Source organism: Chromobacterium indicum (assembly GCF_039708975.1).
Lineage (GTDB): Bacteria > Pseudomonadota > Gammaproteobacteria > Burkholderiales > Chromobacteriaceae > Chromobacterium > Chromobacterium piscinae.
Window position 1 is genome coordinate 359,916 of sequence record NZ_JAYFSJ010000001.1, and the last position, 14,309, is coordinate 374,224.

At 63.6% G+C, this 14,309-nt stretch carries 15 protein-coding genes and 1 tRNA gene; 3 read left to right on the forward strand and 13 right to left on the reverse strand.

Annotated features, from left to right (window positions below; all coding sequences use genetic code 11):
* The first annotated feature begins 9 nt into the window (after positions 1 to 9).
* Positions 10 to 828 (forward strand): helix-turn-helix transcriptional regulator, encoded by an 819-nt coding sequence (locus VA599_RS01755; protein WP_346787463.1) that lies wholly within the window; start codon positions 10 to 12, stop codon positions 826 to 828.
* 139 nt (positions 829 to 967) lie between these two features.
* Here the strand turns inward: VA599_RS01755 and VA599_RS01760 are convergent, their stop codons facing one another.
* The 10 genes from VA599_RS01760 to VA599_RS01805 form a co-directional block, all read right to left on the reverse strand.
* Positions 968 to 1,237, reverse strand: a complete 270-nt coding sequence (locus VA599_RS01760) for a hypothetical protein (RefSeq protein WP_021476782.1) — start codon at positions 1,235 to 1,237, stop codon at positions 968 to 970.
* Between the two features lie 184 nt (positions 1,238 to 1,421).
* Positions 1,422 to 1,511 (reverse strand) — tRNA-Ser (locus tag VA599_RS01765).
* Positions 1,512 to 1,557: 46 nt separating this feature from the next.
* Positions 1,558 to 3,228: a DNA repair protein RecN gene (recN, locus tag VA599_RS01770; RefSeq protein ID WP_346787464.1), complete on the reverse strand. Its 1,671-nt coding sequence runs from the start codon at positions 3,226 to 3,228 to the stop codon at positions 1,558 to 1,560.
* Between the two features lie 19 nt (positions 3,229 to 3,247).
* On the reverse strand, positions 3,248 to 4,123 hold the full coding sequence (locus VA599_RS01775) for an NAD kinase (protein ID WP_021476784.1): 876 nt from the start codon (positions 4,121 to 4,123) through the stop codon (positions 3,248 to 3,250).
* 9 nt (positions 4,124 to 4,132) lie between these two features.
* Positions 4,133 to 4,807 carry a response regulator transcription factor gene (locus VA599_RS01780; RefSeq protein ID WP_021476785.1) on the reverse strand — a complete coding sequence of 225 codons (675 nt, stop codon included), beginning with the start codon at positions 4,805 to 4,807 and terminating at the stop codon, positions 4,133 to 4,135.
* On the reverse strand, positions 4,807 to 7,095 hold the full coding sequence (locus VA599_RS01785) for an ATP-binding protein (protein WP_346787465.1): 2,289 nt from the start codon (positions 7,093 to 7,095) through the stop codon (positions 4,807 to 4,809). The genes VA599_RS01780 and VA599_RS01785 overlap by 1 nt, the downstream gene beginning before the upstream one ends.
* A gap of 84 nt (positions 7,096 to 7,179) precedes the next feature.
* Positions 7,180 to 7,710: a peptide-methionine (S)-S-oxide reductase MsrA gene (msrA, locus tag VA599_RS01790; RefSeq protein WP_021476787.1), complete on the reverse strand. Its 531-nt coding sequence runs from the start codon at positions 7,708 to 7,710 to the stop codon at positions 7,180 to 7,182.
* 92 nt (positions 7,711 to 7,802) lie between these two features.
* Entirely contained in the window at positions 7,803 to 8,711 is a 909-nt protein-coding gene (locus VA599_RS01795) for a histone deacetylase family protein (RefSeq protein ID WP_021476788.1), read from the reverse strand.
* 9 nt (positions 8,712 to 8,720) lie between these two features.
* Positions 8,721 to 8,936, reverse strand: a complete 216-nt coding sequence (locus VA599_RS01800) for a DUF1653 domain-containing protein (protein ID WP_021476789.1) — start codon at positions 8,934 to 8,936, stop codon at positions 8,721 to 8,723.
* 61 nt (positions 8,937 to 8,997) lie between these two features.
* Positions 8,998 to 9,453 (reverse strand): GNAT family N-acetyltransferase, encoded by a 456-nt coding sequence (locus VA599_RS01805; RefSeq protein ID WP_346787466.1) that lies wholly within the window; start codon positions 9,451 to 9,453, stop codon positions 8,998 to 9,000.
* Positions 9,454 to 9,519: 66 nt separating this feature from the next.
* Here VA599_RS01805 and VA599_RS01810 point away from each other — a divergent pair, with 66 nt between their 5' ends.
* Positions 9,520 to 10,467 carry a tRNA dihydrouridine synthase gene (locus VA599_RS01810; RefSeq protein ID WP_104947147.1) on the forward strand — a complete coding sequence of 316 codons (948 nt, stop codon included), beginning with the start codon at positions 9,520 to 9,522 and terminating at the stop codon, positions 10,465 to 10,467.
* Positions 10,468 to 10,670: 203 nt separating this feature from the next.
* The gene (locus tag VA599_RS01815; RefSeq protein ID WP_346787467.1) at positions 10,671 to 12,203 is read left to right on the forward strand and encodes a cyclic nucleotide-binding domain-containing protein; all 1,533 of its coding nucleotides are present in this window, start codon (positions 10,671 to 10,673) and stop codon (positions 12,201 to 12,203) included.
* 211 nt (positions 12,204 to 12,414) lie between these two features.
* Here the strand turns inward: VA599_RS01815 and VA599_RS01820 are convergent, their stop codons facing one another.
* Genes VA599_RS01820 through VA599_RS01830 form a run of 3 tightly spaced genes read right to left on the reverse strand, consistent with a single transcriptional unit; the run spans position 12,415 to position 14,280 of the window.
* Entirely contained in the window at positions 12,415 to 12,561 is a 147-nt protein-coding gene (locus tag VA599_RS01820; RefSeq protein WP_021476793.1) for a hypothetical protein, read from the reverse strand.
* A gap of 16 nt (positions 12,562 to 12,577) precedes the next feature.
* Complete coding sequence (locus VA599_RS01825; RefSeq protein ID WP_346787468.1) at positions 12,578 to 13,174, reverse strand: LexA family protein; 597 nt, start codon at positions 13,172 to 13,174, stop codon at positions 12,578 to 12,580.
* Between the two features lie 38 nt (positions 13,175 to 13,212).
* Entirely contained in the window at positions 13,213 to 14,280 is a 1,068-nt protein-coding gene (locus tag VA599_RS01830; protein WP_346787469.1) for an ATP-binding cassette domain-containing protein, read from the reverse strand.
* Positions 14,281 to 14,309: the final 29 nt, after the last annotated feature.

Consider the following 14,309-nt stretch of genomic DNA (forward strand, 5'->3'; position numbering starts at 1 on the left):
GGATAAGACATGGCGCCGCACCCGTCCTTTCGCCTGAGCTGGCCGTCCACGTTGGCGCGCTTGAGCCATGCGCCGGCTGGAAAACATATGCCGGCAGGCGCTTACCAAGTGCATTTCCCGCGCCTGGATCTGGTGCTGTCCAACCGCTATCACTACAGCCATGAAGGCTGCGAGAATGCTTGCCTGTCGGCGCAGGAGGCGCTTTTCATCCCGGCGGAGCACTGGACCTTGCCTAACTGGTGCGCCAACGGCGAGGTGCTGCACATCCTGTTCGACTATGCGCGGATAGGTTTCAGCCTGGTTCGATCCGGCCCGCAGGGCGTGATCAGCACCCACAAGGAAAGCATGGTGCTGGCTCAGCGCGGCAGCCTGAACGGCATGCTGGATGTGATGGCCGGCCTGTGCCGGGATGGCGCAGCCCCTGAGGCGCTGCGGTTTCAAGGCCAGGCGCTGCTGGCCTTGCTGCAGGCGCTATACGATGAGGCGCGCGACAGCCAGTGGCAGCAGGGCGGCAACCAGTTTCGCGCCATCTGCCTGTACATCAGCGAGCATCTGTACGCGCCGCTGACGCGCGAGGACGTGTCGCTGCGTTTCGGCATCTCCACCACCCACCTATCCCGGCTGTTTCGCCAGCATCTGGGACACGGTTTCTGCGAATTTTTGGCTCACGCCCGGCTGGACCTGGCCAAAGCCCTGCTGCGGCAGGGCCAGTTGCCGCTCAGCGCCGTCGCCGGCCGCTGCGGCTACGTCGACGTCAATTATTTTCATCGAGTCTTCAAGCAGCGTTTCGCGATAACGCCCTGCGCGTATCGGCGGGAATTCACCTGACGCAGTTCGATGGAAGTGGAAGCGGCTGGGATTGGTTGAGGAGGCATTGGCGCGATATCGGGGTCAATCATCCGGCACTGCTACGGCTTCAGCGCGCACTGCGTAAAGAAAGCGCGGATGATCGATTTGATCAGCAGGCTTACTTGGCCAGCCGGTCGCCTGTCTCTTCGGCAGGTTCGCTGGCCGCAGGCGAGGCCTGGGCTTGTTGCTCGCTCTTGGTTTCTTCGCCTTGCCGCTCGCTCTTGAACTGCTCAGTAAATGGTCTTGTCGGCATTGGCCGCATCTGCATGCGGACCGTTTCATCCACTGCACGATGCGCCGCATTCAGAGCTGAGTTGGGGAGTGAGAATGGATTGGCGGCTAGGTTTGCGCTGACAAGCGCCAAGGGAAGGAGCATGGTGATTCGCATTGTGTTCCTGCGGTTTGATATCGCGCGATGGGCGTAAGGGCGATTGATGTACTGCCTGGCTGGTGCGCTCCATAGTGGTCAGAGTCGCATGGCTGAGTAGGGGGAGGCGAGGCTGTCTTGAAATGTAAGACAGCTATATGGCCAAAATTAAAACCCATTGAAAGCAATGGGTTTTAATTGATTCTGGCGGAAGCGGTGAGATTCGAACTCACGGTGGGCTCGCACCCACGACGGTTTTCAAGACCGTTGCATTAAACCGCTCTGCCACGCTTCCGCATTTGGTATGAGCCGGCAATTCTAGCGAGAATCGCCGCGCTTGGCTAGAGGGCGGCGGCGTTGGAGGCCAACATTTCCGCCGCGTGCTCGCGCGTGGTCTGGGTGAGTTCGACGCCGCCCAGCATGCGGGCTATTTCCAGCACCCGCTGCTCTGCGTCCAGCGGCGCGATGTTGCTGAGCACCTGGCCCTTGCGCTCGCGCTTGCTGACTTGCCAGTGGTGTTTGCCGCAGGATGCAACCTGGGGCAGGTGGGTGATGCACAGTACTTGATAGCGCTGGCCCAGGTCGCGCAGCATGTGGCCGATCACTTCGGCCACGCGGCCGCCTATGCCCACGTCCACTTCGTCGAAGATCAGCGTGGGTACGCTGGCCACCTGGCTGATCACCACCTGCATCGCCAGGCTGATGCGGGACAGCTCGCCGCCGGAAGCCACTTTGGCCAGCGGGCGCAAGCTGGTGCCGGCATTGGCGGCCACCAGGTATTCGATCGACTCCATGCCGTGCGCGCCGGGTTCGGCCAGCGCAGACAGCTCGATGGCGAAGCGGGCGCCGCCCATCGCCAGGCGGCCCATTTCGCCGGAGATGCGTTCGGACAGCTCGCTGGCGGCCTGGCGGCGCTTGCCAGACAAGGCTTCCGCCAGCGCGCGGTAGCGGGCCAGGCTGGCGGCTTCGGCCACGCTCAGCGCTTCCACATCCACGCTGGCTTCCAGCTCGGATAGCTGCTGCTGCCAGTCGGCCAGTTTGTCGGGCAGGTCGGCCGGCTGCACGCGATATTTGCGCGCCGCGCTCATCAAGAGGTCCAGCCGGCGTTCCATTTCCACCAGCTGGTTCGCGTCCTGGTCGATGTCGCTGGCGTAGTCGCGCAGGCTGTACACCACCTCGCGCAGCTCGGCGTCCACCGAGTCCAGCAGCGACAGGGTATCGGCCAGGCGCGGGTCTAGGTTGGATAGCTTGGACAGCCGGGTTTGCACGTGGGCGAGCTGGGACAGGCAGCTGTCGTCATTCTCGGACAGCACGTCCACCGCCTGCTGCGCGCTCTGCACCAGTTCGGCGGAGTTGGCCAGCCGGGTGTGGCTCTGGCTCAGCGTGGTCCATTCGTCGGGCAGCAGATTGAGTTCGGTCAATTCGCCGATCTGCCAGGTGAGGCGCTCGCGTTCCACTTCGGATTCGCGAGACATCCGCTCGGCGTCCTGCCGCGCCTGACGGGCCGCTTGCCATTCCTGCCAGGCTTTGTTGGCGTCGCGCGCCAGCGTGGTGGAGCCGGCATAAGCATCCAGCAGCTGGCGTTGGGTCTCGCTCTTCATCAGCGACTGGTGCGCGTGCTGGCCATGGATGTCCACCAGGAACTCGCCCAGCGATTTCAGCTGGGCCAGCGTGGCGGCCTGGCCGTTGACGAAGCTCTTGGAACGGCCGCCACGGTCTATCAGCCGGCGCAGCAGCAGCACGCCTTCGTCGCCGGACAGTTCGTTGTCCGCCAGCCAGGCGTCCACTTCGGGACGGTTGGCGGTGGAGAACTCGGCGGTGATCTCGGCGCGCTCGGCGCCTTCGCGCACCTGGGCGCCGTCGGCGCGGTCGCCCAGCAGCAATCCCAGCGCGTCCAGCATGATGGATTTGCCGGCGCCGGTCTCGCCGGTGAGCACGGTGAAACCGTCGGAAAAGTCCAGCGCGATGCTGTCGACGATGACGAAATCTTTGACGGTCAGCGAGAGAAGCATGGTGTGTGGTCGTTTCCGGTTAGATCAGGCGCTCGCCCCAGTGCAGCTTGTGGCGCAGCATGTCGTAGTAGTTGTAGCCTTCGGGATGCAGGATGCGCAGCGGGTTGCGGTAGCGGCGGATCAGCACCCGGTCCATTTCCATCAAATCGCAGTGCAGCTGGCCGTCGAAGTGCACGCGCGCGTCCAGCCCGCGGGTCAGCATGAATTCCACCTCGCAGGAGTCGTTGACGGCGATCGGCCGATTGGACAGCGACTGCGGGCAGATCGGCACCAGGGCGATGGCCTGCAGCGTGGGGTGCAGGATGGGGCCGCCGGAGGCCAGCGCGTAGGCGGTGGAACCGGTGGGGGTGGACACGATCAGGCCGTCCGAGCGCTGGCTGTAGACGAACTGGTTGTCGATGAAGATTTCGAATTCGATCATCGAACCCACCGCGCCGCGGCTGAACACCACGTCGTTGAAGGCCAGCGCGCCGGCGACTTCGGCGTCTTCGCGGACGACGGAGGCTTGCAGCAGAATGCGGTCTTCCGGCACGAATTTGCCGTGCAGGATGGCGTCCACCGAATCCAGCATCTCATGCAGCGGAATATCGGTCATGAAGCCCAGCCGGCCCTGATTGATGCCGACCAGCGGCACCCGGTACGGCGCCAGCAGGCGGGCGATGGAGAGCATGGTGCCGTCGCCGCCCAGTACGATGCAGAGATCGGCAAGCTTGCCCATGTCGGTGCGGTCTATCAGCGGATAACCGTTGGCTTCGGCCGGCGTGACGCTTTCCTTGTCGATCAGCACCGTTGCGCCGCCGCCGGCCAGGTGGTCGGCCAGCTGCATCAGCGCGGGAGTGATGCCGGGCTTGCTGTGGCGCGCCACCAGGCAGATGTGTTTGAACAATCTTTCCATGCGGCGATTCTACTGGTTTGGCGGGAATTCGTTGAGCAAAATCTCTTCGTCTATCCGTTGCTTCTTGCCGGTGGCTTCCAGCGCCTTCAGATAGAAGCGGACCAGGTCGGCCAGCGAGTCCACGCCCAGCTTGCTGAACAGGTTGGCGCGGTGCACTTCGATGGTGCGCGGCGACAGGTCCAGTTCGCGCGCGATTTCCTTGCTGGACAGGCCGTCGGCCACCAGTTCCAGCACTTCGCGCTCGCGGCCGCTGATGCGGGCCAGCTGGCTCATCACTTCCTGGGTTTCCTCTTCCTGCTGGTGCTGCTGGATGCTGATGCGTATGCCGCGGCGCAGGCTGGCGATCAGGCGGTTCTGATCGATGGGTTTGGTCAGGAAATCGATGGCGCCGGTCTGGAACGCGCGTCGGCACTGCTCGATGTCGCCATGGCCGGTGATGAATACGATGGGGATGTTGATGTCGCGCTCCATCAGTTGCTCTTGCAGCGCGAGGCCGGTGATCTGCGGCATGCGGATGTCCAGCACCAGGCAGCAGATCTGGTTGCCCTGATAGCCGTCCAGAAACTCCATCGCATTGGGGAAGGCGACGGTTTTCATGCCCTGGGCGGTGATCAGCATGGCCAAAGAGTCGAGTACGGCCGGGTCATCGTCGACGATGAATACGGTAGGGGTCGTGTTTTGCATCAGGCTTCCACTCCGGATGTTACGGCCATGTCGCGCGGGGCGCATGGCAGGTCAATGATGAACTCCGCTCCCGAGCCGGGCTTGTTGCCGGCTATCAACTTGCCGCCGAAGGCTTCGACCGCCGTCTGGCAGATGGCCAGTCCCAGCCCCATGCCGTTGGGCTTGGTGCTGAAGAAGGGGTCGAAAATCCGGTCCAGCTTGTCCGAGGGGATGCCGCAGCCGTTGTCGCTGATGATGAGCTGCACGCGCTCGCCCTGGCGGCGAGTGGTGATGCTCAGACGTCCCCAGGGCCGGGTTTGCTCCATGGCCTCCACCGCGTTGCGCGCCAAGTTCAGCACCACCTGTTCCAACTGGATAGTGTCAGCGTATACCAACGGCAACTCAGGCGCGAAGTTTTGCTCGATGTGAATGTCGTGATCGTGCAATTCGTAATCCAGCAGCGACAATGCGTTATGCACAGCCTGGTTCAACTGTACTGGCGTCAGTTGCTGGTTCTTCTGGGTGACGAATTCCCGCAGCCTGCGGATGATGCGGCCGGCGCGGTCGGCCTGGTTGACCGACGAGGTCAGCGCGCGGCGCAGCATGGCGATGTCCAGCTCGTCGTCCTCCAGCAGGCTGAGGCCGGCCTGGCAATAGCTCATGATGGCGGATAGCGGCTGATTGATCTCATGGGCGATGCCGGAGGCCATTTCGCCCATGGTGTTGATGCGGGTGACGCGGGCCAGCTCAAGCTCATGCTGGCGCAACCGGCTTTCGCTGGCCTCCAGCGCCGCCAGCATGCGGCGGCGGATGGGCGCGGTATCGCGGAAGGTCAGCACGCTGCCGATCAACTGGCCGTTGCGCCCGAGCAACGGCGCCACTGCTCCCTCCACCAGCAGTTTTTCGCCGCTGTGCCGCTTCAAATAGCAGTTTTGCGCCAGATGAACCACTTGCAGCGTCGCTACGGCCTGTTCTATCGGGTCCAGCACCGGCTGGCGGGAAAATTCGTAGTGCAGCGGCGCCACCTGTTTCAGCCGCCGCTGCAGCAACTGGGCGGCGGGCAGGCCCAGCAGCGTTTCAGCCGCCGGGTTCAGGTACTGGATCACCTGCTCGTTGTCTATGCTGATCACCGCGTCGCTGATGCCGCGCAGGGCGACGCCGGCGTATTCTCGCTCGCGGAAAATGTCGTCCTGTATCTGTTCCCGCGATTGGCGGTTGTGCTCCAACAGCGCCAGCACCACCCAGAGCAGATAGGACGGCAGCAACGCGATCAGCAGGCACAGCGCGACCTCCGCCGCTGTGGTGCGCTCCAGGCGCAACTGGCGGCTGAGCCTCATGTCGTAAGGCAGGGCAGGCAGGCTGAGGCTGGCGCGGTAGCTGAGCTGGGGCAGCAGCCAGTCCAGCCGGGAGCCCACCTGGTCTGATTTCTGATTCTGCAATTGAATCATGCCGGGGTCGTTCGCATTGTCGCGGCGCAGCAACTGCAAGGTGTAGCGGCCCTCGAGAGAGGGCGGCAGGGCCAGCAGCGGCCGCAGGCACAACACCTGCATCACCACGCCGGCGGCTTGCTCGATGCGCACCATGGGAACGGGCGAGGGCGGGGCGATGCGGTAGACGGTCTGGAACAAGGCTAGCCCCCACTCGCCGTTGCGCAGCAGCAGCGTCGGCGACGAGGCTTGCAGGTGTCCCAGCGCGCGGTTGACCGCCGCGGACAGCACAGAGTCGTCCAGCAGGTCCAACCCCATTTCCCGCCAGTCGGGCGAGGCGAGGCCCGGTTCGGCCATGCTGAGCGGCAGATAGCGCGACCGCTGCGGCGCGGTGCGCCAGGCCGCCCGATCGCGCCAGGTATTGAGCTGGTTGTGCAGGTAATCGCGAATCGCGTAAGGCTGGCCCAGCCGTTGGGCCTGCTCGCGCTCGAAGCGGATCCGCTCGGCTTGCTCCACCAGCGGCTGGTAGCCGATGAAGTACAGCTGGGGCTGGGTCTGCGTGGCGATCTGCACCAGCTCCCGTATCCGCGTCCGTCCGCCCGGGGGATCGTTGGAGGCGATGTCGCCCACTTCATCCTGCAGCAGCTCGCTGCTGCGCAAGCGGCTGTTGACGTTTTGCAGCAGCAGCTCCACCGTCTGGCGAAATTCATGGCGTTGCTGACGGATATCCAGCAGCAGCGCGTGAGCCATCAGCAGGCTGAAGGCGAGCAGCAGGCAAAGCGCGCTCAGTCCCTTGCTGCGGGCGGAGGCATGGCGCAACAGATGCAGGTGGGTGCGGAGCGCGTTGAATGGGGAGGGGCGGGGCACTTCGACATCGGACATGCTTCGGACTTTGGTGGATGCAAGGTTTGGAACACGTGCCGCGGGGCGCGTGCCATTATACCGGCCGCGCCCCGGATCCGCCCGTTAGTTTTGCAACAAATGAGAGAATCGACTACGGATTTTTGCCAGTTTGGGAGAAATCACCAGCTGGCAGTAATTCTGCTGCTGGTTCAGCGCATAGTAGTTCTGGTGGTGGTCCTCGGCCGGGTGAAAGCGGGGCGCGGGCTCCAGCCGGGTGACGATGGGGGCATCGAATACCTGTTCGCGGACCAGCTCGTCGATGACGCGCTCCGCGCATTCCCGCTGGGCGTCGCCCCGGTAGAAGATCGCCGACGCGTATTGGGTGCCGACATCGTGGCCCTGGCGGTTCAGCGTGGTGGGGTCGTGCACGGCGAAAAACACCTGCAGCAGCGTGGCGTAGTCGATGCGGGACGGATCGTAATCGATTTCCACCACTTCCACGTGGCCGGAATCGCCGGAGCAGACCTGGCGATAGTCCGGATTGTCGGTGTGGCCGCCGCAGTAGCCGGAAACCACCCGCTCCACGCCTTTCAGCCGGGAGAAGGCCGCTTCCAGGCACCAGAAGCAGCCGCCGCCCAGAATTGCTTTTTCCATGATGAACTCCTGTGTCAACTGGGTATGGGAATGCGGCGCGGCTGACGCCGGCCGGCCACGCGATCGGAAACGGCTTCGGGCTGGCGGCATGATCAGCGGTTGGTCGGGCCAGCGCCGAAAATCTCACACGCGAGTCTGACCGTTTCGGCCTGTATTGTCACGGTGTCTGTGATCGGTACCGCATAGCCTCCCGCCATGGTTACGACCAGCGCCGCGTCGCGGCGGCGGCAGGCGTCCATCACCATGCGGTCGCGCTCGGCCAGGCCTTGCGGGCTTAGCGCCAGTCGGCCCAGGCGGTCGCCGCGATAGGGATCGGCGCCGGCCAGATAGCACACCAGGTCGGGCCTGGCGCGAGCGAACAGGTCCGGCAGTGCGCGCTCCAGCGCGCCAAGATAATCGCCGTCTTCCGTTCCGTCCGGCAGGTCGATGTCCCAGTCGCTGTCTACGCGGCTGAAGGGGAAATTGCGCGCGCCATGCATGGAAAAGGTGAAGATGCGGGGCTCGCCGGCGGCGATGGCGGCGGTGCCGTCGCCCTGATGGACGTCAAGATCCAGGATCAGGACGCGGCGGACGCGGCCTTCCGCCAGCATCAGCATCGACGCCACTGCGATGTCGTTGAATACGCAAAAACCGCTGCCTCGGTCCGGACCGGCATGGTGGGTGCCGCCGGCCAGGTTGACGCCGCAGCCTTCCAGCAGCGCCGCGCGGCTGGCAGCCACGGTGGCTCCCACCGAACGGAGGCTGCGTTCGGCCAGCTCCGGCGACCAGGGCAAGCCGATCTCCCGTTGGCCGGCGGCATCCAGCGCGCCGTTCAGCACCGCGTCGACATAGTCGGGATGATGCGCGTGCAACAGTTCGCCGCGGGTCGCCGCCGGCGCGGTTTCCATTCGGTCGGAGGCGAAGGCCGATACCCGCTCGGCCAGCAGCCGGTATTTCTCCGCGGGAAAACGGTGGCCTGCCGGCAGGGGCAGCGCAAACTGGTCGGTCCGGTAGATGCGCATCGCGCCGGCCTACAGCGCCTTCACCAGGCTGAAACGGGGCATCTGGCGGCCTTCATGCTCCACCATTTCCTCAAACATCCCGGCGGGGCGAGCCCACAGGCCGTAGTCGCCGTACAGCGCGCGGTACATCACCAGCGGCTCCCGGGTTTCCGAGTGTTCGGCAGTGCCGAGAACCTGATAAAGCTGGCGGTTGCGGTAATGCTGATAGATTCCTGGCGCTGTCATGCGGGCTCCTCCTCTGTATTGACCGGCGGGTGGGCGAGGATGCCGCAGCGTGGCCGGAGCGTCAAGAATCGCCGCTGCTCCAGTTGTAAACTCGAAAGTCGCGGTCCAGCGCGAAGCCCAGGCTTTCATACAAGCGCTGCGCGTTCAGGTTGTCATGCGCGGTCTGGAGCATGATCTCGCCGCCGCCCATATCCCGCGCGTATTGCTGGCAACGCAGGATCAGCAGCTTGCCGACGCCATGCCGGCGCGCGTCGGCGGAGACGTAAAGGTCGTGCAGCATCCAGCAGGGGCGCAGCGACAGCGAGGAAAATCCGACATACATCAACGCAAAACCCACGGCTGCTCCATCGCGCTTGGCCAGAAAGGCTATGGCCTGGCGGCGGCGCAGCCGTTCGCACAGGTATTCCCGGCATTGTCCCGGCGATTGATGGACCCGGTAGAAATCCAGGTAGGCGGCGAACAGCGGCAGCCAGTCAGAGACCGACTCCGGGGTGGCGATGCTCAATTGTATGTCCATCTACAATCTCCGTGATGGCTGGGCGGCGCTGGGGTACAATAACGCCCTTTTTCAGCAGGTTAGACAATGAAGCTGGTGCTTGCCCCGATGGAGGGCCTGGTTGACGATGTGATGCGCGACGTGCTGACCCGTGTGGGCGGCATCGATCTATGCGTGACCGAGTTCGTGCGCGTCACCTCCGTGCTGCTGCCCACGCGCACCTTCATGCGGCTGGCGCCGGAGCTCGACAATCAAGGCAATACCCAGGCCGGCGTGCCGGTGCGTGTGCAGTTGCTGGGCTCCGATGTTTCTTGCCTGGCCGAGAACGGCGCCAAAGCGGCAAGCCTGGGGGCGCCCGGCGTAGACCTGAATTTCGGCTGTCCTGCTCCCACGGTCAACCGCCACCGCGGCGGGGCGGTTTTGCTCAAGGAACCGGAGCTGCTGCACCAGATTGTAGCCGCGGTTCGCCGCGCGGTGCCGCCGGAGGTGCCGGTGACGGCCAAGATGCGGCTGGGGTTCGAGGACAAGAGCCTGGCGCTCGAATGCGCGCAGGCGATAGCCGGCGCCGGCGCCGACGAGTTGACTGTCCACGGCCGCACCAAGGTGGAAGGATACAAGCCGCCAGCCCACTGGGACTGGATCGCGCGCATCCGCGAAAGCGTGGACATCCCGGTGACGGCAAATGGCGAAGTCTGGACGATGGCGGACTACCGCGCGATACGGGAAGAGAGCGGCTGCGACACGGTGATGATAGGCCGCGGGCTGGTGGCCTGTCCGGATCTGGCGCGGCGCATCGCGGCCGGCGGTTCGGCCGAACCCATGCCCTGGAGCGAGATGATGCCGTGGGTGCTTGAATTCTTCCGGATGTGCAGGCAGAAGTCTGGGGAGGAGCGTTATCCGGCGGCCAGACTCAAGCAGTGGCTGGGCTTGCTCAAGCGCACTTGGCCAGAAGCCGAACAGCTGTTTGAGGTGGTAAGGCGCGAGCAAGAGTCTGAAAAGATAGAGAATATTCTGATTGCAAGGCAAGTTAAGTAAATATACTCATACCGCAATGCGGAAACAGTTGCTAACATCAAAACGCGTGCTGCTTTGGTAAAGCAGCGCGCTGTAACATCTGCCGGCCTGCCTGGCTGCAGATCTTACACTTCCCCGATACCTTGCACCCCTCCCTCACGGGAGGGATTTTTTTTATCCGCGATCATGAACTAATAATTAAAAAAAATCATGGCGGAGCGAGCATGGACACCCCACCCGCTGTCAGTTGGCTGGAAAAACTGATTCCCGCCGTCTGGTATGGCTCCTTGACGGTCTTTGTCGCTATTACCGCGGCCCTCTCCATATTGTTGTACATAACCCATGCCGACAGCCGCAAGCGCGTGCTGAGCACATTGCTGATCACGCTGATCGCCTTGCTGGTTGTCAATCTCAGCCCGCCGACCGAGTCGGGCCAGTGGGTGAGGCAGGCTGCGGTGATTGTGCTGGGGCTGGCCATGATCCGCCTGTGGGCGATGCTGCTGTTCCGCCTGATGCTGCCGGTGCTGCGCATTCATCCTCCCCGTATCCTGGAAGAAATCCTGGTCGTGCTGGGTTACATCGCCTGGGGCTTGGTGTTGCTGCGGCTTGCGGGTCTGGATTTGAGCCACATCGTCACGACATCGGCCGTCATAACCGCCGTGCTGGCTTTCGCGATGCAGGACACGTTGGGCAACATTCTGGCGGGGCTGTCTTTGCAGGTGGACAACTCGGTGGAGATCGGCGATTGGATCAAGAGCGGGGATTTGGTGGGCAGGGTGGTGGAAATCAACTGGCGCGCCACTTCCGTGGAGACGCGCAATTGGGAGACGGTGGTGGTTCCCAACAGCGTGTTGATGAAGAACCACTTCTCCATCTTGGGCAAGCGGCGCGGCAATCCTCAGCAGTGGCGGCGCTGGGTCTGGTTCAATATCAATTGGGACACGCTGCCGACGCAGATCATCGGCGTGGTGGAGAAATCGCTGCGCGAGGCGCAATTGCCCGGCGTGGCGGCGACGCCCGCGCCCAATTGCATACTGATGGGTTTCGAGAATGGCTATACCCGCTACGCGGTAAGATACTGGCTGACCGATCTTGCCGCCGACGACTATACCGACTCCATTGTCCGCACCCATATCGACGCCGCGTTGCGGCGCCATAATCTGCGCATGGCCTCGCCTTACTACAATGTGCTGACCATCAAGGAAAACGAGAAATACATCGAGGCGCGGATGAAGCGGCACCTGGAGGAACGGGTGCTGGCGCTGAGAAAAGTGGAGCTGCTGTCTAGCTTGAACGACGAGGAAATGGTGGTGCTGGCCGACCAGCTCAAATTCACCCCCTTCGTCACCGGCGACATCATCATGCACCAGGGGGCGGTGGCGCACTGGCTTTACATCATGCTGTCGGGCGAGGTCGAGGTGTGGGTGGAACTGCCGGACAGCGGCCGCAAACTGGTGGATGTGCTGAAATCGGGCAGTTTTTTCGGCGAAATGGGATTGATGACCGGCGAGTCGCGCACCAGCACGGTGATCGCGCGTTCCAATGTCGAATGCCTGAGGCTGGACAAGGACGCGTTTCAATCCATCCTGGTGTCGCGCAAGGAGTTGGCTGAAACCATTTCCGCCATCTTGGCGCAACGATTGGAAGAGCAGCGCAACCGCACGCCGGACTCGGCGCTGGATGCGGAAGGCGATGCGCCAAGGCGGGCCGAGCTGGTGGATCGCATTCGCAGCTTTTTCGGGCTGAACAAGCATTGAAGCGCGCCGCATGGGGAAGTTCTGACCAACGCGGTTTCTCCAGCCTGTGGCAAATGATTCCGCCGTTGCCGGCAGCCCTGGCGAGAGAGTTTGCCGTTGGCTTGTCGTGCGGCCTTGCGCGGCGCGTCCAGAGTTTGCGTCACGCAGTCCTGGTACGCGGATAAGAGCGTAGCGAGCCGAGCGCTGAGCCATGGCGCGGCTCGGCATGTCATCAGACAAACTGGACCGGCACGAAAAAGTCCCGCCCGGTGCGGCTGATCAGCACCTGAGGCTGGCCGGCGATCATCGCGCGGTAAGGACGGGGCAGGCGCTTCCAGTCGTTGAACTTCATCTTGATGCTGTCGTTGAGCTTTCCCATTGCAGTCTCCTTCGCGCTAGTCCACTTTGTGGATGACATTGGTCACCACGCCCCAGATATGAAACGATGCGTCTTCCGGCACTTCTATCGGCTGGTAGGCCGGGTTCTCCGGCAGCAGGCGGACGCCTTGCGGGCCGCGTTCCAGCCGTTTCACCGTCAGTTCGCCGTTGAGGACGGCCACCACCACCTTGCCGTTGCGCGGCTCGCGGCCGCGCTCCACCAGCAGCAGATCGCCATCGTGTATACCGGCGCCCTGCATGGAGTCGCCCTTGACCTTGACCATGAAAGTGTCGCCGGGACGGCTGACCAGATGGGTGTTGAGGTCGATATCGGCTTCTTTCAGATCGTCCGCGGCAACTGGAGAGCCGGCGGGCACGCTGCCGGCGAACAACGGCAAAGACAGTTCGCTCAGTTGGGCGCCCAGCGTGCGAAAGTCGAATGCCTGCGCGCTGTTGGCGGTGCGCCAGCTGCGGTAGTCGTCCAGCCATTGCTGCAGGATGGGCTTGAGCGGCTCCGGCACGCGCAAGGCGACGGTCTTGTCGCCGCCGAAGACGGATTTGCGGCCGGCGCCTGAGCGTTTTCCGCCGTGCTGTTTGGGCTTGTCGGTATCCATGATTTGATTTTGTACAATATCAACTTGAATTGCAAGAATTACCATCCAAGAGTCGCGAGCATTTCTTGCGGAACGTCGTCAAACCAGGCGTGCGGGCTGTCGGTTTTCAGCCACAGCCATCGATCAGGCCGCAATTTCGCCAGGAAGTCCAGATCATGGGAGACGGCCAGCAGCGCGCCGCGGTATGGCGCCAACATGGCCAGCAGGGCGTCGCGGCTATCGCGGTCCAGATGGTTGTCAGGCTCGTCAAGCAGCAGCAATTGCGGCGCAGGCGTGGCGCAAAGCCTGGCAGCCAGCGCCACGCGCATCGCTTCGCCGCCGCTGAGCGCCGCGCTGGGGCGGCTGGATTGTTCCGCGCTCAGGTCCAGATGGGCCAAACGGATACGGGCTTCGGTTTCGCTCATTCCGGGGCTGAGGCTTTGCAGCCATTGGCATGGCGATAATCCCGGCTGGGCTCTGCCCGCGTGCTGATCCAGCCAGCCTGCCGCGACATGGCGGCGCAGCAGGCCCGAGGCGGGCTGCAGCTGGCCGGCAATGGCGCGCAACAGCGTCGATTTGCCGCTGCCGTTTGCGCCGACGATGGCCAGCCGTTCCGGGCCGGCCAGCCGCAGGTCGATGGGGGCGCGCGCGCCGTGCGGCAGCCGCACGCCCTCCAGCTCCAGCGCCAGCTTGGTCGCAGGCAGCTCGCAGTCTGGCGAGCTGAACGACGGCGGCGCGGCGTCATCCGTCCGCGTTTGCGCCTCCAGCAGGATGGCGCGTTGCCGCTCGCGGGCGTGCTGCTGGCGCAGCAGCAGTTTGCCCTGGCTTTGCTGGCTGCGGTCTTTTTGCGCGTCGGTGATCAACTTGCTCTGATTGCCTTGCGCCGCTTGGCGCTCGCCGCGGCTGGCGCGTTTTTGCTGGCGCTCGCGTTCTTGCTGCTGCCGCCGCTTGAGTTGCCGTTCGGCCTGGCGTTGCGCTTGCAGTTGAGACTGGGACAGGCTGCGCATGCGATCCCGCTCGATCAGATAACCGGCGTAGTCGCAGCCGTAGCCGCGCAAGCCGTGTCGCGACAACTCCGCGATATCGTCCATCCACTCCAGCAGGCTGGCGTCATGGCTGATCAGCACCAGTCCGCCGGCCCAATGACGGAGGCTGT

What these genes read in the sequence shown, in the direction of transcription:
- VA599_RS01755 (WP_346787463.1), top strand. Translation starts at nt 10, where the DNA reads ATGGCGCCGCACCCGTCCTTTCGCCTGAGCTGGCCGTCCACGTTGGCG.
- VA599_RS01760 (WP_021476782.1), bottom strand. Translation starts at nt 1,237, where the DNA reads ATGCGAATCACCATGCTCCTTCCCTTGGCGCTTGTCAGCGCAAACCTA.
- recN (WP_346787464.1), bottom strand. Translation starts at nt 3,228, where the DNA reads ATGCTTCTCTCGCTGACCGTCAAAGATTTCGTCATCGTCGACAGCATC.
- VA599_RS01775 (WP_021476784.1), bottom strand. Translation starts at nt 4,123, where the DNA reads ATGGAAAGATTGTTCAAACACATCTGCCTGGTGGCGCGCCACAGCAAG.
- VA599_RS01780 (WP_021476785.1), bottom strand. Translation starts at nt 4,807, where the DNA reads ATGCAAAACACGACCCCTACCGTATTCATCGTCGACGATGACCCGGCC.
- VA599_RS01785 (WP_346787465.1), bottom strand. Translation starts at nt 7,095, where the DNA reads ATGTCCGATGTCGAAGTGCCCCGCCCCTCCCCATTCAACGCGCTCCGC.
- msrA (WP_021476787.1), bottom strand. Translation starts at nt 7,710, where the DNA reads ATGGAAAAAGCAATTCTGGGCGGCGGCTGCTTCTGGTGCCTGGAAGCG.
- VA599_RS01795 (WP_021476788.1), bottom strand. Translation starts at nt 8,711, where the DNA reads ATGCGCATCTACCGGACCGACCAGTTTGCGCTGCCCCTGCCGGCAGGC.
- VA599_RS01800 (WP_021476789.1), bottom strand. Translation starts at nt 8,936, where the DNA reads ATGACAGCGCCAGGAATCTATCAGCATTACCGCAACCGCCAGCTTTAT.
- VA599_RS01805 (WP_346787466.1), bottom strand. Translation starts at nt 9,453, where the DNA reads ATGGACATACAATTGAGCATCGCCACCCCGGAGTCGGTCTCTGACTGG.
- VA599_RS01810 (WP_104947147.1), top strand. Translation starts at nt 9,520, where the DNA reads ATGAAGCTGGTGCTTGCCCCGATGGAGGGCCTGGTTGACGATGTGATG.
- VA599_RS01815 (WP_346787467.1), top strand. Translation starts at nt 10,671, where the DNA reads ATGGACACCCCACCCGCTGTCAGTTGGCTGGAAAAACTGATTCCCGCC.
- VA599_RS01820 (WP_021476793.1), bottom strand. Translation starts at nt 12,561, where the DNA reads ATGGGAAAGCTCAACGACAGCATCAAGATGAAGTTCAACGACTGGAAG.
- VA599_RS01825 (WP_346787468.1), bottom strand. Translation starts at nt 13,174, where the DNA reads ATGGATACCGACAAGCCCAAACAGCACGGCGGAAAACGCTCAGGCGCC.